Annotated in this window: 18 protein-coding genes; all 18 read left to right on the top strand. The window is 33.2% G+C overall.

Annotation, left to right across the window (positions count from 1 at the left end):
* The first annotated feature begins 130 nt into the window (after positions 1 to 130).
* The 18 genes from HMPREF2663_RS07615 to lysS all read left to right on the top strand — a co-directional run bounded on the left by HMPREF2663_RS07615 (position 131) and on the right by lysS (position 20,822).
* The gene (locus HMPREF2663_RS07615) at positions 131 to 1,096 is read left to right on the top strand and encodes a ribose-phosphate diphosphokinase (protein ID WP_001832233.1); all 966 of its coding nucleotides are present in this window, start codon (positions 131 to 133) and stop codon (positions 1,094 to 1,096) included.
* Between the two features lie 169 nt (positions 1,097 to 1,265).
* Positions 1,266 to 1,925 carry a 50S ribosomal protein L25/general stress protein Ctc gene (locus HMPREF2663_RS07620; protein WP_002475375.1) on the top strand — a complete coding sequence of 220 codons (660 nt, stop codon included), beginning with the start codon at positions 1,266 to 1,268 and terminating at the stop codon, positions 1,923 to 1,925.
* A gap of 252 nt (positions 1,926 to 2,177) precedes the next feature.
* Entirely contained in the window at positions 2,178 to 2,750 is a 573-nt protein-coding gene (pth, locus tag HMPREF2663_RS07625; protein WP_070846135.1) for an aminoacyl-tRNA hydrolase, read from the top strand.
* Between the two features lie 5 nt (positions 2,751 to 2,755).
* Positions 2,756 to 6,256, top strand: a complete 3,501-nt coding sequence (gene mfd, locus HMPREF2663_RS07630) for a transcription-repair coupling factor (RefSeq protein WP_002484485.1) — start codon at positions 2,756 to 2,758, stop codon at positions 6,254 to 6,256.
* Positions 6,246 to 7,787, top strand: a complete 1,542-nt coding sequence (locus HMPREF2663_RS07635; RefSeq protein WP_002457103.1) for a polysaccharide biosynthesis protein — start codon at positions 6,246 to 6,248, stop codon at positions 7,785 to 7,787. Before mfd ends, HMPREF2663_RS07635 begins: the two co-directional genes overlap by 11 nt.
* Positions 7,784 to 8,974 (top strand): MazG nucleotide pyrophosphohydrolase domain-containing protein, encoded by a 1,191-nt coding sequence (locus HMPREF2663_RS07640; protein WP_001832236.1) that lies wholly within the window; start codon positions 7,784 to 7,786, stop codon positions 8,972 to 8,974. Before HMPREF2663_RS07635 ends, HMPREF2663_RS07640 begins: the two co-directional genes overlap by 4 nt.
* On the top strand, positions 8,971 to 9,234 hold the full coding sequence (locus HMPREF2663_RS07645; RefSeq protein WP_002447891.1) for an RNA-binding S4 domain-containing protein: 264 nt from the start codon (positions 8,971 to 8,973) through the stop codon (positions 9,232 to 9,234). Before HMPREF2663_RS07640 ends, HMPREF2663_RS07645 begins: the two co-directional genes overlap by 4 nt.
* 23 nt (positions 9,235 to 9,257) lie before the next feature.
* A complete protein-coding gene (gene divIC / locus HMPREF2663_RS07650) occupies positions 9,258 to 9,659 on the top strand; it encodes a cell division protein DivIC (protein ID WP_001832241.1) in 402 nt (133 codons plus the stop codon).
* A gap of 93 nt (positions 9,660 to 9,752) precedes the next feature.
* The gene (locus tag HMPREF2663_RS07655) at positions 9,753 to 10,154 is read left to right on the top strand and encodes a S1 domain-containing RNA-binding protein (RefSeq protein ID WP_002457104.1); all 402 of its coding nucleotides are present in this window, start codon (positions 9,753 to 9,755) and stop codon (positions 10,152 to 10,154) included.
* 277 nt (positions 10,155 to 10,431) lie between these two features.
* Entirely contained in the window at positions 10,432 to 11,730 is a 1,299-nt protein-coding gene (gene tilS / locus HMPREF2663_RS07660) for a tRNA lysidine(34) synthetase TilS (RefSeq protein WP_002447894.1), read from the top strand.
* Entirely contained in the window at positions 11,730 to 12,269 is a 540-nt protein-coding gene (gene hpt, locus HMPREF2663_RS07665; protein WP_001832216.1) for a hypoxanthine phosphoribosyltransferase, read from the top strand. The genes tilS and hpt overlap by 1 nt, the downstream gene beginning before the upstream one ends.
* Before the next feature lie 274 nt (positions 12,270 to 12,543).
* Complete coding sequence (ftsH, locus tag HMPREF2663_RS07670; protein WP_001832199.1) at positions 12,544 to 14,646, top strand: ATP-dependent zinc metalloprotease FtsH; 2,103 nt, start codon at positions 12,544 to 12,546, stop codon at positions 14,644 to 14,646.
* Between the two features lie 254 nt (positions 14,647 to 14,900).
* Positions 14,901 to 15,782: an Hsp33 family molecular chaperone HslO gene (hslO, locus tag HMPREF2663_RS07675; RefSeq protein ID WP_001832190.1), complete on the top strand. Its 882-nt coding sequence runs from the start codon at positions 14,901 to 14,903 to the stop codon at positions 15,780 to 15,782.
* A 336-nt stretch (positions 15,783 to 16,118) separates the two neighbouring features.
* A complete protein-coding gene (gene cysK, locus HMPREF2663_RS07680) occupies positions 16,119 to 17,051 on the top strand; it encodes a cysteine synthase A (RefSeq protein WP_001832242.1) in 933 nt (310 codons plus the stop codon).
* Between the two features lie 295 nt (positions 17,052 to 17,346).
* The gene (gene folP / locus HMPREF2663_RS07685) at positions 17,347 to 18,165 is read left to right on the top strand and encodes a dihydropteroate synthase (RefSeq protein WP_002457105.1); all 819 of its coding nucleotides are present in this window, start codon (positions 17,347 to 17,349) and stop codon (positions 18,163 to 18,165) included.
* Entirely contained in the window at positions 18,143 to 18,508 is a 366-nt protein-coding gene (gene folB / locus HMPREF2663_RS07690) for a dihydroneopterin aldolase (protein WP_001832204.1), read from the top strand. Before folP ends, folB begins: the two co-directional genes overlap by 23 nt.
* The gene (gene folK / locus HMPREF2663_RS07695) at positions 18,509 to 18,988 is read left to right on the top strand and encodes a 2-amino-4-hydroxy-6-hydroxymethyldihydropteridine diphosphokinase (protein WP_070846137.1); all 480 of its coding nucleotides are present in this window, start codon (positions 18,509 to 18,511) and stop codon (positions 18,986 to 18,988) included.
* A gap of 346 nt (positions 18,989 to 19,334) precedes the next feature.
* Positions 19,335 to 20,822, top strand: a complete 1,488-nt coding sequence (gene lysS / locus HMPREF2663_RS07700; RefSeq protein WP_002458687.1) for a lysine--tRNA ligase — start codon at positions 19,335 to 19,337, stop codon at positions 20,820 to 20,822.
* Positions 20,823 to 21,335 lie beyond the last annotated feature (513 nt).

The raw sequence follows: 21,335 nt of genomic DNA on the forward strand, positions 1-21,335 counted from the left end.
TTGCTATCGTATGTGCAGTTTTAAATGAATTTATAAAATTGTAATAATTTTGATTGTACATCTATCATAGTAAAAAAGCGCTATTTTCTATATAATATAAATGTCTAAGTAAATAATTGGAGGACTATAAATGTTAAATAATGAATATAAGAATTCATCAATGAAGATCTTTTCGCTCAAAGGAAATGAACCTTTGGCACAAGAAGTAGCAGATCATGTAGGGATTGAATTAGGTAAATGTTCTGTAAAACGTTTTAGTGATGGAGAAATTCAAATAAATATTGAAGAAAGCATTCGTGGTTGTGATGTTTTTATTGTTCAACCAACTTCATACCCAGTCAATCTTCATTTAATGGAGTTACTTATTATGATTGATGCGTGTAAACGCGCGTCAGCAGCAAATATTAACATCGTAGTACCATACTATGGTTACGCTCGACAAGATAGAAAAGCCCGTAGTCGTGAACCTATTACTGCTAAATTAGTAGCTAATTTAATCGAAACAGCAGGTGCCAATCGTATGATCGCATTAGACTTACATGCACCTCAAATCCAAGGATTTTTCGATATTCCTATTGATCATTTAATGGGTGTTCCTATCCTTGCACAACACTTTGAGAATGATCCTGATATTAATCCAGAAGAATGTGTAGTTGTGTCCCCTGATCATGGTGGGGTAACGCGAGCACGTAAATTAGCCGACATTTTAAAAACTCCAATTGCGATTATCGACAAAAGACGTCCGAAACCTAACGTGGCAGAAGTTATGAACATTGTAGGTGATATTGAAGGACGTACTGCAATTATTATAGATGACATTATTGATACTGCAGGAACAATTACTTTAGCTGCTCAAGCCTTAAAAGATAAAGGTGCTAAAGAAGTCTATGCTTGTTGTACACATCCAGTGCTTTCTGGGCCAGCAAAAGAACGGATTGAAAACTCTGCAATCAAGCAACTTATAGTAACAAACTCAATTCAATTAGAAGAGAATAGAAAACCTAATAATACAAAAGAACTTTCTGTTGCTGGTTTAATTGCTAAAGCAATTATTCGTGTATACGAAAGAGAATCAGTAAGTGTATTATTTGACTAAAATTTACAATTGAATTTGACGTATCCTATATCAACATGTATAATACTAACGTTCGTAGAATTGCGAACAAATAAACACTTACAAGCAACAGTAACGTTGATGGGTAAGTGAGGAGCAGGTTAGACGCATCTAATGTCTAAACCTCGAAATTCGAAAGGTGGAAATACGAATGGCTTCATTAAAGTCAATCATTCGTCAAGGTAAACAAACACGTTCTGACCTAAAACAATTAAGAAACTCAGGTAAAGTACCTGCAGTTGTGTATGGTTACGGTACAAAAAATACTTCAGTTAAAGTTGATGAAGTTGAATTTATCAAAGTAATCCGTGAAGTAGGACGTAATGGTGTTATCGATTTAGGCGTAGGTTCTAAAACAATTAAAGTAATGGTTTCAGATTATCAATTTGACCCATTAAAAAACCAAATCACTCATATCGACTTTTTAGCAATCAACATGAGTGAAGAACGTACTGTTGAAGTACAAGTTCAATTAGTTGGTGAAGCTGTAGGTGCTAAAGAAGGCGGCGTAGTTGAACAACCATTATTCAACTTAGAAGTTACAGCTACACCTGAAAATATTCCTGAAACTATCGAAGTAGATATCAGTGAATTACAAGTTAATGACAGCTTAGCAGTTTCTGATATTAAAATCTCTGGTGATTTCACAATCGAAAATGATCCAGAAGATTCTATCGTAACAGTAGTTCCTCCAACAGATGAACCTTCTGAAGAAGAAGTTGAAGCTATGGAAGGCGAATCAGCAACTGAAGAACCTGAAGTTGTTGGTGAAGACAAAGAAGACGATGAAGAAGAAAATAAAGAAGACTAATCTTCGTGTCTCTTAAGTAGGTATTCTCATTAGTTGAGATTACAGATTTAAAGGCGAGCACTGTGCTTATGTTAATAAGCATAGTGCTTTTTGTGTTATTATAGGGAATGATTAATTATTTAAGACGGTTTTAGAGGTGGTTGACATATATCAGTGGTCAATCATTTTTAAGTCCTTTATTTTAAAATAAACACAGCAAAAGCATTTGAAAATATGTGAAGATACATAATATTAATAGTGGAGGTAACAATAATGAAATGCATTGTCGGTCTTGGCAACATTGGTAAACGTTTTGAATTAACAAGACATAATATTGGTTTCGAAGTTGTCGATGATATTCTAGAACGCCACCAATTTACTTTAGACAAACAAAAATTTAAAGGTGCATATACTATTGAGCGTTTAAACGGCGAAAAGGTAATATTTATTGAGCCAATGACTATGATGAACTTATCTGGTCAAGCTGTAGCTCCTTTAATGGATTATTATAATGTCGATGTTGAAGATTTAATCGTTTTATATGACGATTTAGATTTAGAACAAGGACAAGTGCGTCTGCGCCAAAAGGGGAGTGCAGGCGGTCATAATGGTATGAAATCGATAATTAAAATGCTTGGTACAGATCAATTTAAACGTATTCGAATTGGTGTTGGCCGTCCAACAAATGGGATGTCTGTTCCGGACTATGTTTTACAAAAATTTTCAAAAGAAGAAATGATCATTATGGAAAAGGTAATTGAACATTCTGCAAGAGCTGTAGAATCTTTTATTGAAAGTTCTCGTTTTGATCATGTTATGAATGAATTTAATGGTGAAGTCAAGTGAAATCAATGATTGCAAATTACATTAGCGAAGATAATCGTTTTCAAGAATTAGATGAAGTCTTCGGCCAAGAGAATATTTTAGTTACGGGATTATCCCCGTCAGCGAAGGCAACAATTATTGCTGAAAAATATTTAAAAGATCATAAACAAATGCTACTCGTAACTAATAATTTATACCAAGCAGATAAAATCGAAACTGACATTTTACAATATGTAGATGACTCAGAAGTTTATAAATATCCTGTTCAAGATATAATGACTGAAGAGTTTTCTACTCAAAGTCCACAATTGATGAGTGAGCGTGTTAGAACGTTGACTGCGTTAGCCCAAGGCGAAAAAGGGTTATTTATTGTGCCTTTAAACGGCTTTAAAAAATGGCTAACACCGGTTGATTTATGGAAAGATCATCAAATGACGCTTAAAGTAGGTCAGGATATTGATGTTGATGCATTCTTAAATAAATTAGTTAATATGGGTTATCGCCGAGAAAGTGTAGTGTCACATATTGGTGAGTTTTCATTGCGTGGTGGAATCATAGATATATATCCGTTGATAGGAACACCTGTGAGAATAGAGCTATTTGATACTGAAGTTGATTCCATCAGAGACTTTGATGTAGAAACACAACGTTCTAACGATAATATAAATCAAGTTGAAATCACAACAGCTAGTGACTACATTATTACTGATGAAGTGATACAACACTTACAAAATGAACTTAAAAAAGCATATGAATATACACGCCCTAAAATTGAAAAGTCCGTACGTAATGATTTAAAAGAGACATATGAAAGTTTTAAGTTGTTTGAATCTACCTTTTTCGATCATCAATTGTTACGACGTCTTGTTTCATTTATGTATGAAAAACCATCAACCCTTATTGACTATTTTCAAAAAAACGCGATTATTGTAGTTGATGAGTTTAATCGTATTAAGGAAACAGAAGAAACACTTACAACAGAAGTTGAAGATTTTATGAGTAACTTAATTGAGAGTGGAAATGGATTTATCGGACAAGGATTTATGAAGTATGAAAGTTTTGACGCATTATTAGAGCAACATGCCGTTGCATATTTCACATTATTTACATCTTCGATGCAAGTACCATTACAACATATTATTAAGTTCTCTTGTAAACCAGTTCAACAATTTTATGGTCAATATGACATTATGCGCTCGGAATTTCAAAGATACGTGCATCAAGATTACACTGTCGTAGTTCTTGTTGAAACTGAAACAAAAGTTGAACGTATTCAATCAATGCTTAATGAAATGCATATTCCAACAGTATCAAATATTCACGAAGATATTGATGGTGGTCAAGTTGTAGTGACGGAAGGTAGTCTTTCTGAAGGCTTTGAATTACCTTATATGCAGTTGGTAGTCATCACAGAAAGAGAATTATTTAAAACAAGACAAAAGAAACAACGTAAACGTACAAAAACGATTTCTAATGCTGAAAAAATAAAATCATATCAAGACCTAAATGTGGGCGATTATATAGTGCATGTGCATCATGGTGTCGGACGATACTTAGGTGTTGAAACACTAGAAGTTGGAGATACACATCGCGACTATATTAAATTGCAATATAAAGGAACTGATCAATTATTCGTTCCAGTTGATCAAATGGATCAAGTTCAAAAGTATGTGGCTTCTGAAGATAAGTCGCCTAGATTAAATAAATTAGGCGGGACAGAATGGAAAAAAACAAAGGCGAAAGTTCAACAAAGTGTTGAAGATATAGCTGATGAATTAATTGATTTGTATAAAGAACGTGAAATGTCTGTAGGTTATCAATACGGCCAAGATACTGCAGAGCAATCAGCATTTGAGCATGATTTTCCATATGAATTAACACCCGATCAAAGTAAGTCAATCGATGAAATTAAAGGTGACATGGAAAGAGCAAGACCTATGGACCGTCTTCTTTGTGGTGATGTGGGATATGGTAAAACTGAAGTGGCTGTCCGTGCAGCGTTTAAAGCTGTCATGGATGGTAAGCAAGTTGCGTTTTTAGTACCAACAACGATTCTTGCACAACAACACTACGAAACACTACTTGAACGTATGCAAGATTTTCCGGTCGAAATTCAATTGGTAAGTCGATTCCGCACAGCTAAAGAAATAAGGGAAACTAAAGAAGGGCTCAAATCAGGATATGTTGACATTGTCGTAGGTACACATAAATTATTAGGTAAAGATATTCAATATAAAGATTTGGGATTGCTTATTGTTGATGAAGAACAACGTTTTGGAGTGCGACATAAAGAACGCATTAAAACTTTGAAAAAAAACGTTGATGTACTGACGCTTACTGCAACACCAATACCAAGAACATTGCATATGAGTATGTTAGGTGTACGTGACTTATCAGTGATTGAAACACCACCTGAAAATCGTTTTCCTGTACAAACTTATGTCTTAGAACAGAATACGAACTTTATTAAAGAGGCATTAGAGCGTGAATTATCTCGCGATGGACAAGTATTTTATTTGTATAACAAAGTGCAGTCCATTTATGAAAAAAGAGAACAACTTCAAAGGTTAATGCCTGACGCTAACATTGCTGTAGCACATGGCCAAATGACTGAACGTGATTTAGAGGAAACAATGTTAAGCTTTATTAATCACGAGTACGATATTTTAGTAACGACTACAATTATTGAAACAGGTGTAGATGTACCAAATGCTAATACTTTAATCATAGAAGAGGCTGATCGTTTTGGTTTAAGCCAGCTATACCAATTAAGAGGACGTGTAGGACGTTCAAGTAGAATTGGTTACGCTTATTTCTTACATCCAGCTAACAAAGTGTTAAATGAGACTGCTGAAGAGCGATTGCAAGCTATTAAGGAGTTTACCGAACTAGGTTCAGGTTTTAAAATCGCTATGCGAGATTTAAATATTCGTGGTGCAGGCAATTTACTCGGTAAGCAACAACATGGCTTTATTGATTCGGTTGGTTTCGATTTATACTCTCAAATGTTAGAAGAAGCAGTAAACGAAAAACGTGGCATTAAAGAAGAATCGCCGGATGCACCAGATATTGAAGTAGAATTGCACTTAGATGCTTATTTACCAGCTGAATATATACAAAGTGAACAGGCTAAAATTGAGATTTATAAAAAACTTCGAAAAGTAGAAACTGAAGAACAACTTTTCGATGTCAAAGATGAATTAATAGATCGTTTTAATGATTATCCAATTGAAGTCGAACGATTATTAGATATTGTTGAAATCAAAGTCCACGCTCTACATGCGGGTGTCGAATTGATAAAAGACAAAGGCAAATCTATACAAATCATTTTATCACCTAAAGCGACTGAAGATATTAATGGAGAAGAATTGTTTAAACAGACGCAACCTCTTGGTAGAGCAATGAAAGTTGGCGTGCAAAATAATGCAATGAATGTAACGCTAACAAAATCAAAACAATGGTTAGATAGTTTGAAATTCTTAGTTAGATGTATTGAAGAAAGTATGGCGATTAAAGATGAAGACTAAGAGTGAGACGGCGTTTAACGGCGTCGTTATACTTACCTTAGCATTAATTATTGTGAAGATACTAAGTGCCATTTATCGCATTCCGTATCAAAATGTTTTAGGTGATGACGGTTTATATGCTTATCAACAAATATATCCTGTCGTAGCACTAGGGGTTATTTTATCTATGAATGCTATTCCAAGTGCTGTGACTCAAGTGATAGGTGTTAATCGATCCGATGAAGTCTATACAAGGGTTATGTTTCGATTACAATGCATAGGTTTTATCGTCTTTATTTTGCTTTTTATGTTTGCGAATATGATTACCCGATGGATGGGCGATTCTAATTTAGCACCCATGTTAAAGATGGCCAGTTTTAGTTTTATTTTAATAGGTGTCTTAGGAGTGTTAAGAGGATTTTATCAATCAAAACAAGTAATGACCATACCAGCAATTTCCCAGGTTATAGAACAGGTAATTAGAGTTAGTTTAATCATTGTTGCAATTATTATGTTTTCAATGAAACACTGGTCTATTTATCAAGCAGGAGCATTAGCTATATTGGCATCTTCGATTGGTTTTTTAGGTTCAATGTTATATTTATTACTTAAAAAACCACTTAAACTTAAGTTATGCTATCGCTTTAATAATACTTCCATTCAATGGAAGCAGTTGTTTATTTCCATATCCATATTTGCATTGAGTCAACTTATCGTTATTTTATGGCAAGTTGTGGATAGTTTTACAATAATACGTTTATTACAACATAGCGGTATTGCTTTTAAAGAAGCAATTATTCAAAAAGGCATTTATGATCGTGGTGCTTCATTTATACAAATGGGTTTGATTGTAACTACGACTTTTAGTTTCGTTCTTATCCCATTACTTACTCAAGCAATTCGTGAACATAATCAAATTCATATGAATCGTTATGCAAATGCATCAATTAAAATCACGGTAGTAATAAGTACAGCAGCTAGTATAGGATTAATTAATCTGCTTCCACTTATGAATGTTGTATTCTTTAAAAGTAATCATTTAACTCTAACTTTGAGTGTTTATATGTTTACAGTGATATGTGTTTCGTTAATAATGATGAATATCTCATTATTACAAGTTCAAACCAGTATTCGTCCCATTATTATGGGTGTGATAATAGGAATACTGTCCAAAATTATTTTAAATGTTATATTAATACCTTTTTGGGGTATCGTGGGTGCAAGTGTGAGTACAGTCTTATCACTACTACTTTTTGTCATAATATTGCAAGTTGCAGTCTTAAAGTACTACCGTTTTAATCGTATATCTTTATTTATCGTTAAACTTATTTTAGGTATGATAATTATGAGTATAGTTGTTCAAACTGTCATGCTTGCCTTACCTTCAAAAAGTAGGATGTTAGGATTACTAGAACTTATAGTTAGCTCAATTATAGGCATAGTGATTATAATGTTGTATATTATTATATTTAATGTATTAGGATACAAAGAAATAAAGCACTTACCTTTTGGAGACAAATTATATCAAATGAAGAGAGGAAGACGGTCATGACCCATACAATTACAATAGTTGGTTTAGGTAATTATGGCATTGATGAGTTACCTTTAGGTATCTATCGTTTTTTAGAAAAAGAGTCTAAAGTATATGCTAGAACCTTAAATCATCCTGTCATCAATACGCTAAAGAAAGAAATTGAATTCGAGAGTTTCGATAGTATTTATGAAGCACATGACCGTTTTGAAGATGTTTATGAAGCGATTGTCACATCACTAATAGAATTGGCACAATCTGAAGATATTGTTTATGCAGTTCCTGGTCATCCTAGAGTTGCTGAAACTACGACTGTAAAATTATTAGAGTATAGTCATTTTAATAAGGATATCTCTGTGAAGGTACTTGGAGGAAAAAGTTTTATTGATGACATTTTTGAAGCGGTTGATGTAGACCCCAATGATGGTTTTACACTGCTTGATGGTACGTCATTAAAAGAATCGGCCTTAAATGTTCGTACAAATACAGTAATTACTCAAGTTTATAGCGTAATGATAGCTGCCGATTTAAAACTTACTTTAATGGAAAGATATCCTGATGATTTTAATGTGAAAATAATTACTGGTTCTCATAGTGATGGAGCTCACGTAATTGAATGCCCACTTTATGAAATTGATCGCTACGACGATTATTTTAATAATCTTACAAGTTTATTTATTCCAAAAATCAATGAGGATACATTACTTTATCAAGATTTTGATTACGCAGTTCAAACTATTGATTTACTCGTTGATAATGAAAAAGGGTGTCCGTGGGATAAAGTACAAACTCACGACTCATTAAAACGGTATCTTTTAGAAGAAACGTTTGAATTATTTGAAGCCATTGATAATGAAGATGATTGGCATATGATAGAGGAATTAGGAGATATACTTTTACAAGTATTATTACATTCTAGTATAGGTAAAAAAGAAGGATATATTGATATCAAAGAAATTATAGAAAGTCTCAACACCAAGATGATTCATAGACATCCACATATCTTTGGTAATGCGCATGTAACTTCGCAAGAGGATTTAAAAGACATTTGGTCACGTGCTAAAGAAAAAGAAGGTAAAGTGCCTCGTGTTAAATTTGAGAAAGTATTTGCAGACCACTTCTTGAAATTGTATGATAAAACAAAAAATAGGCAATTTGACGAAGATGATCTCAAACAATTTTTACAACAAGGAGAGAAAAATTCATGAGATTAGATAAATATCTAAAAGTGTCACGATTAGTTAAACGACGTACATTAGCTAAAGAAATTAGCGACCAAGGTCGAGTGACTGTCAATGGAAATGTGGCAAAAGCAGGTACAGATATCAAAGAAAACGATGAACTCATTATTCGTTTTGGACAAAAATTAGTCACAGTTAAAGTAACAGGATTAAGCGACCATGCTACAAAAGAAAATGCAAAAGGTATGTATGATTTGATTAAAGAAGAACGTATTAATGAAGAGTGAAATGCTTAAGGAGGTGACAAGCAATGAATAAAAAAGTAGAACATATCGGTAACCAATATACGTCACAAGAAAATAAGAAAAAACAACGACAAAAAATGAAAATGCGTGTTGTACGTAGACGTATTGCTTTATTCGGAGGTATTCTTTTAGCGATTATCCTCATTCTACTTGTATTGCTTGTCATTCAAAGACATAATAACGATCAAGATGCAGTTGAAAGGAAAGAGAAAGAAACTGAGTTTCAAAAACAACAAGATGAAGAAATTGCTTTAAAAGAGAAACTTAATAATTTAAATGATAAAGACTATATCGAGAAAATAGCGAGAGACGATTATTATTTAAGTAATAAAGGTGAAGTCATTTTTAGATTACCTGATGATAAAAAATCCTCTCAGTCAAAGACTTCAAACGAAAAAGGCAATTAGAATAAAATAATATGATTATATCATTGTGAAATTACGTGAACAGGAATATAATAAGGATAAAATCGAATCTAACCAGGAGGATTTATTTAGAAAATGTCAATCGAAGTAGGAAACAAGCTTAAAGGTAAAATTACAGGTATCAAAAAGTTTGGTGCATTCGTAGAATTACCTGAAGGAAAAAGTGGTTTAGTTCATATCAGTGAAGTTGCCGACAATTATGTTGAAAATGTTGAAGACCACTTATCAGTAGGTGACGAAGTAGAAGTTAAAGTTTTATCAATCGCGGATGATGGTAAAATTAGTTTATCAATAAAAAAAGCTAAAGACCGCCCTCGTAAGCCTCGTCACAGTAAAGCTAATCACGGTAAACCAGTTCAAAAAACTGAAGACTTTGAGAAAAAATTAAGTAACTTCTTAAAAGATAGTGAAGATAAATTAACGTCAATTAAACGTCAAACCGAATCACGCAGAGGCGGTAAAGGTTCTAGACGTTAATATGATATAGATTAAACGACCGTTAATGTCAGAGTGATGATGTTTTTAGTACTTTGACAAATAGTGGGAAGACACTACGAAGATGTTTAGTCCTTGATTAAACATATGCAACATCCACATGGGGTGGGAGGTAGAATTCAATTATATTACTTTGAATTCTCTCCTACTCCTATTTTTGTTGATGTTGAGTAAGTCATATTACGTTATGGAAGACGGATTTAATTGTATCACGTAGAATTCAATTTAGTGGCATCATTTAAAGTAACGAGGTGAATAAATGAATATCAAAACAGATGGTTGGTCTAAAAAAGCACATATTGTTGTGGCTGTCTCAACAGGCATTGATAGTATGAGTTTATTATATAGCTTATTAAACGACTATCAACATACATATCGTAAATTAACATGTGTTCATGTTAACCACGGATTGCGTGAACAGTCATATGAAGAAGAAGCGTTTTTGAGAGAGTATTGCCATCAACATCATATTGACATTTATATAAAGCGTTTAGACTTAAGTGATATTGTAGCAGACGGTAATAGTATTCAACAAGAAGCGCGTCAACGTCGTTATGAATGGTTTGGAGATATCATAGCTCAATTAAGAGCAGATGTATTGTTAACAGCTCATCATCTTGATGATCAATTTGAAACGATTATATATCGTTTGTTTACAGGGAGATCAACACGTAATTCATTAGGTATGACATATGAGTCGTATTTTAATCAATACAAAGTGTATCGTCCTATGTTAAATTTAAAAAAAACTGAAATATTAGCGTATCAGTATGCGAACCAAATTCCATACTATGAGGACATGTCTAATCAAGATAGAAAATATGTTAGAAATGACATTAGACAACGCATCATACCTGCAATTAACGAGAACCCGCATTTAAACGCGCATCAGCTACTCAAACTTAAGGATTGGCATGATATTGAATTGCAATCGTTAAAAGAACAAGCTGAAACGTTCATCAATAACGAAGTTTCAAAAAGTAAATATTTAACCTATTCCTTTTCTAGAACTGCTTTTAATGAATTGAATGTGAATATCAAAAGCGTAGTTATGGATTTGTTATTCGAAAAATTAGATTGTCATTTAGCAATGCCACAACATGCTTATGACGAGTGGTTTGAACAGATTAGAAATGATAAATCTCAATTTAATATTCACGTAACAGATGAATGGATAATTCAAATTGCATATGATAAATTAATAATAATGGCTAAAAGTGAAATGGATCAATATATATTAGACCGTATATGTATTAGAAAGCCAGGTACATATGAATTTAATGATTATCAAATTGATATTCATCCTGACTTACCACAACAGTTATATCCGCTTACTGTGCGTGTCCGACAAAATGGAGATGTGTATAAATTAAATGGTCAAAAAGGTCATAAAAAAGTGAGTCGTTTATTTATCGATAAAAAAGTGACTCTTGCTGAACGTCAGCGCATCCCACTCATTATTAATCAAGAAAATGCAGTGTTAGCTATTGGCGATTTATATGTTAAAGAAAATTTTAAAGAATTTATTTTGATTTCGAATAATGGAGATGAATTATAATGCATAAGGATTTAAAGAATGTTTTGTTATCGGAAGAAGACATTCAAAATATTTGTAAAGAGATGGGAGCTATCATTACTGAGGATTATAAAGATCGCCCACTCGTTTGTGTTGGTATTTTGAAGGGATCAGTCATGTTTATGGCAGACTTAATTAAACGTATTGATACACATTTATCAATCGATTTTATGGATGTTTCAAGTTATCATGGTGGAACGGAATCGACTGGGGAAGTTCAAATATTGAAAGATTTAGGTGCTTCTATAGAAAATAAAGACGTACTTATAATTGAAGATATATTAGAAACTGGTACAACTTTAAAATCTATTACAGAGTTATTGCAATCACGTAAAGTTAACTCTTTAGAAATAGCTACATTATTAGATAAACCTAACCGTCGCAAAGCTGATATCGAAGCAAAATATGTTGGTAAAAAGATTCCAGATGAATTTGTAGTTGGTTATGGTTTAGATTATCGTGAGTTATATAGAAATCTGCCATACATAGGCACACTAAAAGCAGAAGTTTATTCTAAATAGATTTTAAAATTGGATCTGTATTAATTAATAAGTATGTTAGTATAATGAACTGTGCGTAGATTTAGTGTAGACTCAAAGTAACAATTCAAAAATGTTATGAATTGATTAAAACTATTAAGATAATTAATGTTAACAGATAGTAAACAAAGAATAATGCATTTTAAAATCGACAAAATTGTAGATGCAATACTAAAGTTGAAATACTAGCCTGAATATAAAGTGTTGTGTTACAATTTTTGTTAGTTTTATTATTGGAAGTAGGAGGAAATGACGCATGCAGAAAGCTTTTCGCAATGTGCTAGTTATCGCAATTATTGGCGTTATTATATTTGGCCTCTTTTCATTTTTAAATGGAAATGGGAATATGCCAAAACAACTTACATATACTCAGTTTGTTAATAAGTTGAATAAAGGCGATTTAAAAACTTTAGAAATTCAACCAGAGCAAAACGTATATATGGTAAGTGGTAAAACAAAAAAAGATGAAGATTACTCATCGACAATTTTATATAACAATGAAAAAGATTTACAAAAAATCACAGATACAGCTAAGAAACAAGATAATCTTAAATTTACAGTTAAAGAAGAAGAAAAACAAAGTGTATTCGTTAGTATTTTAACGACACTGATTCCTGTATTAATCATTGCATTATTATTTATTTTCTTCCTTAGCCAAGCCCAAGGTGGCGGCGGTGGTGGTCGTATGATGAACTTTGGAAAATCCAAAGCTAAGATGTACGACAGTAATAAACGTCGAGTTCGTTTCTCAGATGTAGCAGGAGCTGACGAAGAGAAACAAGAATTAATAGAAATTGTAGATTTCTTAAAAGATAACAAGAAATTTAAACAAATGGGTTCAAGAATTCCAAAAGGTGTCTTACTTGTTGGGCCTCCAGGTACAGGTAAAACATTATTAGCACGTGCGGTTGCAGGTGAAGCTGGTGCACCATTCTTCTCAATTAGTGGATCTGACTTCGTTGAGATGTTTGTTGGTGTTGGTGCGAGTCGTGTTCGTGATTTATTTGAAAATGCTAAGAAAAATGCCCCATGTATCATTTTTATTGATGAAATTGATGCTGTTGGACGTCAACGTGGTGCAGGTGTAGGTGGCGGTCATGATGAGCGTGAACAAACATTAAACCAACTATTAGTTGAGATGGATGGTTTTGGAGAAAATGAAGGTATTATTATGATTGCGGCTACAAACCGCCCAGATATCTTAGACCCTGCATTGTTACGTCCTGGTCGTTTTGATAGACAAATTCAAGTTGGACGACCAGATGTTAAAGGTCGTGAAGCAATTCTTCATGTGCATGCGAAAAATAAACCTCTTGATGAAACAGTAGATTTAAAAGCTATTTCTCAAAGAACGCCAGGTTTTTCTGGTGCAGACTTAGAAAACTTGCTAAATGAGGCATCTTTAATTGCAGCACGTGAGGGTAAAAATAAAATTGATATGCGCGATATTGAAGAAGCAACTGACCGTGTTATTGCAGGTCCAGCTAAAAAATCTCGTGTAATTTCTGAAAAAGAACGTAATATTGTAGCGCATCACGAAGCAGGTCATACTATCATCGGTATGGTGCTTGATGAAGCTGAAATTGTACACAAGGTAACAATTGTCCCTCGTGGACAAGCAGGCGGTTATGCAATGATGTTACCAAAACAAGATCGCTTCTTAATGACAGAACCAGAATTACTCGACAAAATATGTGGTTTATTAGGTGGACGAGTATCTGAGGATATTAACTTTGGTGAAGTATCAACAGGTGCTTCGAATGACTTTGAACGAGCAACGCAAATTGCAAGATCTATGGTTACAGAATATGGTATGAGTAAGAAATTAGGACCATTACAATTCTCAAGCAATAGTGGTGGACAAGTATTCCTTGGTAAAGATATGCAAGGTGAGCCGAATTATTCTGGTCAAATTGCTTATGAAATTGACAAAGAAGTTCAACGAATTGTTAAAGAGCAATATGAACGTTGTAAACAAATCTTGTTAGAACATGAAGAACAACTTAAGTTAATTGCTAAAACACTACTTTCAGAAGAAACATTAGTTGCAGAACAAATTCAATCATTATTCTATGATGGTGTTTTACCAGAAGTAGATTATGACTCTGCAAAAGTTGTGAAAAATGAAAATAGTGATTATAGTGATGGAAAGTATGGAAAATCATACAACGACATTCGTAAAGAACAGTTAGAAGATGACGATAAAGAAGATGATGACAACCATGAAAAAGATGAAGTAAACCAAGACAACACAGACAGAGAAGCTGATAATACTTCACATACGAATGAACCAGGTCATCAACAATCTCCGAACATCGATAAACCATACAATCCTAACGATCCAAATCATAGACAATAGTACAAGTTTTAGTAAGTCTCTTTTTGCTCACGTATGAATTGAGTGAAAAGGGACTTTTTTATGTATAGTTTATACCAATACATTTTTAAACTTTTGGTAAAAATATTGTTATCATCTCTCATGGTTATAATACTCAATAAACATGTATGAGCAATAGATTTCATATTAGCCAATAAGAGATGTATAATAACCAATCAGTATTAAAAAATAAAAAGTTTTAAATTATAGATTATTTTTAAAAAGGAGATTTAACAATGACACATGATTATATAGTGAGAGGTTTAGCATACGGTGGGGAAATAAGAGCATATGCTGCAATCACAACAGAGTCAGTACAAGAAGCACAAACACGTCATTATACATGGCCTACTGCTTCTGCCGCTATGGGAAGAACTATGACAGCTACTGTTATGATGGGTGCAATGTTAAAAGGAAACCAAAAGTTAACAGTTACTGTTGATGGCAAAGGTCCAATTGGCAGAATTATTGCTGACGCAGATGCTCAAGGAAATGTTCGTGCATATGTAGACCATCCACAAACGCATTTTCCACTCAACGATCAAGGTAAATTGGATGTACGGCGAGCAGTTGGTACTGATGGTTCCATTCAGGTTGTTAAAGATGTTGGAATGAAAGACTACTTTTCTGGTGCGAGTCCAATAGTATCAGGTGAGCTAGGAGATGATTTCACATACTACTATGCCACAAGTGAACAAACACCATCATCAGTAGGATTGGGTGTATTAGTTAATCCAGACAACTCAATCAAAGCAGCGGGAGGATTTATTATTCAAGTTATGCCAGGTGCTACTGATGAAACGGTGACTAAATTAGAAGAAGCCATTAGTCAAATGCAACCTGTATCGAAATTAATTGAGCAAGGACTTACACCTGAAGGAATATTAAATGAAATTTTGGGTGAAGGTAATGTTCAAATTTTAAATTCAACGTCAGCGCAATTTGAATGTAATTGTAGTCATGAGAAATTTTTAAATGCTATTAAAGGTTTAGGAGAGGCAGAAATTCATAGCATGATTAAAGAGGATCATGGAGCTGAAGCTGTATGTCACTTCTGTGGTAATAAATATCAGTATAGTGAAAGTGAATTAGAAGATTTATTAGAAACAATGAAATAGTTCAAAAAATGATGAGTTAATATAATTTATAAAACAAACTGGATATAAATTTTAAAAGTTATGCACTCAATTTTAATAGAAGTTAGTCATATAGTAATGTAAAAGTCGTCGAAAAGGAGGATTATTTGTTGTCCTCACTTTCGTTCGACTATCTTTTTTTACGTTTAACTTAATCTTTTGTAGGAAATGTCTTATAGTAAAGACCAAAGTAGTATATAGTTTTATTTATAGTAAGACTATACGGTTTGTCTTTTTAGAAAATTCTGATAGAATAAAGTTATATCCGATAGAAAAACTAAGTATTGATAAATTGTAAAACTAAAAGGAGTGTTTTGGATGGCACAAAAACCTGTAGATTATGTTACACAAATTATTGGGAATACACCTGTAGTCAAATTAAGAAACGTTGTTGATGATGATGCAGCTGATATTTATGTTAAGTTAGAATATCAAAATCCAGGTGGTTCGGTAAAAGATCGTATCGCTTTAGCGATGATTGAAAAAGCTGAGCGTGAAGGGAAAATTAAACCTGGTGATACAATCGTTGAGCCTACGAGTGGTAACACTGGTATAGGTCTAGCATTTGTATGTGCTGCCAAGGGGTACAAAGCAGTTTTTACAATGCCTGAAACAATGAGCCAAGAGCGCCGTAACTTATTAAAAGCTTATGGTGCTGAACTAGTATTAACACCAGGATCTGAAGCTATGAAAGGTGCAATAAAAAAAGCTAAAGAATTAAAAGAAGAGCACGGCTATTTTGAACCACAACAATTCGAAAATCCAGCAAATCCTGAAATTCATGAACTTACAACTGGACCAGAATTAGTTGAACAATTTGAAGGTCGACAAATTGATGCATTTTTAGCTGGTGTAGGAACTGGTGGTACGTTATCTGGTGTTGGTAAAGTATTGAAGAAAGAATATCCAAATGTGGAAATAGTAGCTATTGAACCTGAAGCTTCTCCAGTATTAAGCGGTGGTGAACCAGGCCCTCATAAATTACAAGGATTGGGAGCAGGTTTCGTACCTGATACTTTAAATACAGAAGTTTATGACAGCATCATCAAAGTAGGTAATGATACTGCTATGGATATGGCACGTCGTGTTGCTAGAGAAGAAGGTATATTAGCAGGTATTTCATCTGGTGCTGCAATATATGCTGCTATTCAAAAAGCAAAAGAATTAGGTAAAGGTAAAACAGTTGTAACAGTATTACCAAGTAATGGGGAACGTTACTTATCAACACCATTATATTCATTTGATAATTAAAAACTAAACTAAAAATCATTTTGGACGAAGATTTGTTTCTAAAGTTTTAAAATAGCGTGTATTTCACGTTGATTTTTCAACTTTTTATAAAATAAATCTTCGTTTTTTATTTAATCAGACCAACCAATATTGTAGCTTCTATCTAAAATCGGCTACCTTTTTTTAATATGCCGATAATATATACTCAAAACTTATTGAAATGAATGATATCATGAAGTAGCAGATGTGTTTAGTAATGTAGTTATTATTGAAAATTAAAAAAATCTAAGAGTATATTATTGAAAAAGGTGAAATTATGATTAAAACAAAAATAATGGGGATATTAAATGTGACACCTGACTCATTTTCTGACGGAGGACAGTACCACTCAGTTGATCAAGCTGTGAAGCGTGCTAAAGAGATGATAGATGAAGGTGTAGACATCATAGACGTTGGAGGTGTCTCAACACGACCAGGTCATAAAGAAGTATCGCATAAAGAAGTATCGCTTAAAGAAGAAATGAATCGTGTATTGCCTGTGGTTGAGTCTATCGTTAAATATGATGTGCAAATTTCGGTTGATACATTTCGAAGTGAAGTTGCGGAAGCTTGTCTTAAACTTGGTGTTTCAATGATTAATGATCAGTGGGCAGGCCTATTTGATTCGAATATGTTTAATGTGGTATCTCAATACGGTGCTGAAATTGTACTTATGCATAATGGTGACGGTCATAGAGATAAACCTGTTGTTGAAGAGATGCTTGTATCATTACTTGCGCAAGCGAATAAGGCTGAACTAGCCGGTATACCACATAATAAAATCTGGTTAGATCCTGGAATAGGTTTTGCTAAAACACGAGAAGAAGAAAATGAAGTAATGGCAAGATTAGATGAATTAGTAGCGACCGAATATCCAGTTTTACTTGCAACAAGTCGAAAAAGATACATTAAAGAAATGATGAATCAAGATTCTTCTCCTTCAGATAGAGATGAGGCAACTGCAGCTACAACGGCTTATGGTATAATGAAAGGCGTTCGTGGGGTTCGAGTTCATAATGTATTATTAAATACGCGACTAGCCCAAAGTATGGATTTTCTAAAGGAGAATGAATATGAACGACATCATCTTTCTTAATGGAATGCGTTTTTATGGTTATCATGGAGTATTAGCTGCAGAAAATGATATTGGACAAATTTTTGTTGTTGATATTACTTTAAAGGTTGATCTTAGTTATGCAGGTCAATCAGATGATGTAAAAGATACTGTAAATTATGGAGAGGTTTATAAAGATGTAAAGTCTATTGTTGAAGGGCCACGTTCATGCTTAATTGAGCATCTGGCTGAACGTATTGCAAAACATATAAATTCACACTATAATCGTGTAATGGAAACGAAAGTTAGAATCACTAAAGAAAACCCACCTATTCCTGGTCATTACGATGGTGTTGGGATTGAAATAGTGAGGGAGAATGACTAAATGGTTAAAGCTTATTTAGGATTAGGGAGCAATATTGGAAATAGAGAACTACAACTCAATGAGGCTATTAAAATACTTCATGCTTATCAAGGTATTCAAGTAACGCAAGTTTCTCATATTTATGAGACTGAACCAGTGGGATATACTAATCAACCGAAATTCTTAAACTTGTGCATTGAGATAGAGACTGAATTGAATCCACAATCTTTGTTAAAATGTTGTTTAACAACGGAACAACAACTTCATCGTAAAAGAGAAATACGTTGGGGGCCTAGAACTTTAGATATAGATATACTACTGTTTGGTGATCAAATTATTGAACAAGATAATTTATCAGTGCCGCACCCTAGAATGAAAGAACGTTCGTTTGTTCTTATCCCGTTAAATGATATAGCCACCAAACAAATAGAACCGATTTCTAATAAAAGTATCGGACAACTAGTAGTACCTGATAATAGTGTGAAAAAATATAAGGAATAATAAAGCATAGTAATATGGTTTTAAAACTTAAATGAAACTTTTAATGAAAGAAATTCATATATTGCTAATCAATAAGTTTATAAAGCTTGCAACTATTCGATGAAAATATAAATTACTTTATTACATTTTGATGGTCTTGTAGAATAATAAAGTGAGCATATTTGCTTTGATTAGATGCAATATCAACCTTCATGGAATAACAATACATATGAAGATAAGAAGGAAATAATGAAAGGCTTAAATATAAATTAAAACTGATTGGGAAACAATATATAGCTCCTAAAGTTTTCAACAGAAAGACATGGAACAATAAATTGATAAATCAAAGTTCAAAGGAGAGAATTTTATGTCAGAAGAAATGAACGACCAAATGCAAGTTCGTCGTCAAAAATTACAAGAATTAATTGATTTAGGGATTGATCCTTTTGGTCATCGATTCGATCGCTCATCTACTTCAAGTGAGTTAAAAGAACAGTGGGACCAATTCTCTAAGGAAGAATTGCATGAAAAAGAAGACGAAAGCCACGTGTCAATTGCAGGTCGTCTTATGACTAAACGTGGTAAAGGTAAAGCGGGATTTGCACATATTCAAGACTTGAAAGGCCAAATTCAAATTTATGTAAGAAAAGATCAAGTTGGAGATGATCAATTTAACATTTGGAAAATGGCTGACTTAGGTGACATTATAGGTGTTGAAGGTGTCATGTTTAAAACTAATACGGGCGAGATTTCTGTCAAAGCTAAGTCGTTTACTTTACTATCCAAATCATTACGACCTTTACCTGATAAGTTCCATGGTTTACAAGATATAGAACAAAGATATCGACAACGTTATTTAGATTTAATTACAAATGAAGATAGTACGCAAACGTTTATTAATCGTAGTAAAATAATTCAAGAAATGAGAAACTATTTAAATAAACAAGGATTCTTGGAAGTAGAAACACCAATGATGCACCAAATTGCTGGAGGTGCTGCTGCACGACCATTTGTTACGCATCATAACGCTTTAGATGCTACTCTTTATATGCGTATAGCTATAGAACTACATTTGAAAAGATTAATTGTCGGAGGTCTTGAAAAAGTCTACGAGATAGGCAGAGTCTTTCGCAATGAAGGAGTGTCTACAAGACATAATCCTGAATTTACAATGATTGAATTGTATGAAGCTTATGCTGATTATCATGATATAATGGATTTAACTGAAAATATGGTCAGACATATTGCTCAAGAAGTTTTTGGGTCAGCTAAAGTACAATATAATGGTGAAGAAATTGACTTAGAATCTTCATGGAAACGACTTCACATTGTTGATGCTGTTAAAGAAGCTACCGGTGTAGATTTTTATAATGTTAATTCTGATGAAGAAGCGATTAGATTAGCAAAAGAACATGATATTGAAATTACTGAAAATATGAAATATGGCCATATATTAAATGAATTTTTTGAACAGAAAGTTGAAGAAACACTTATTCAACCAACGTTTATTTATGGACACCCTATTGAAATTTCACCGTTAGCAAAGAAAAATCCAAATGATGAAAGATTTACTGATCGTTTTGAATTATTTATTGTAGGAAGAGAGCATGCAAATGCCTTCACGGAATTAAACGACCCGATTGATCAACGTCAACGTTTTGAAGCGCAACTTGTTGAAAAAGAACAAGGAAATGATGAAGCGCATGATATGGATGAAGATTACATCGAAGCATTAGAGTACGGAATGCCTCCAACTGGTGGTCTAGGTATCGGTATCGACAGATTAGTAATGCTATTAACTGATTCACCGTCAATTAGAGACGTATTACTATTCCCATACATGAGACAAAAATAGATTATATTAGTGATAATTGTTTAAAATTACAAACCATCATAATGTTTACAAATTTAATTGTATTGATTATGTTTTGGCGCTGCCTTCTTAATATTTAAAGGCAGCGCCTATTTTTCTAGCTTGAAATTACACCCGTGAAAAATTACGGATTAAACTCGATTAAGAATACATATAAGGAGAAAGATGTATAAAGTTATAAATAGAGGATTATATAACAAAATTGCTAAAATAGTCATATAGCAATCAAAACTAATATATGCTAGAATATTTGAAGTGAAAAGAGAGAATTTCTCTATTTGATACAAAAAATATCAAAATAGCATAAAAAGTGTTGACATATATTGATAAGTGAAGTAACATATAAAAGTCGTCAAAAACGAGAACGATATGTTATGCAATTGCAAAGAAAATTTTAACAAAGTGTAAAATTAACTGTTGCATTAGCTTTTAAAAGTGTGTATCATTAATTAAGTAAGTTAATTTTGTCTGGTGACAATGGCAAGGAGGTCACAC

Origin of the sequence: Staphylococcus sp. HMSC077D08 (assembly GCF_001837945.1) — a bacterium.
Classification (GTDB): Bacteria; Bacillota; Bacilli; order Staphylococcales; family Staphylococcaceae; genus Staphylococcus; species Staphylococcus epidermidis.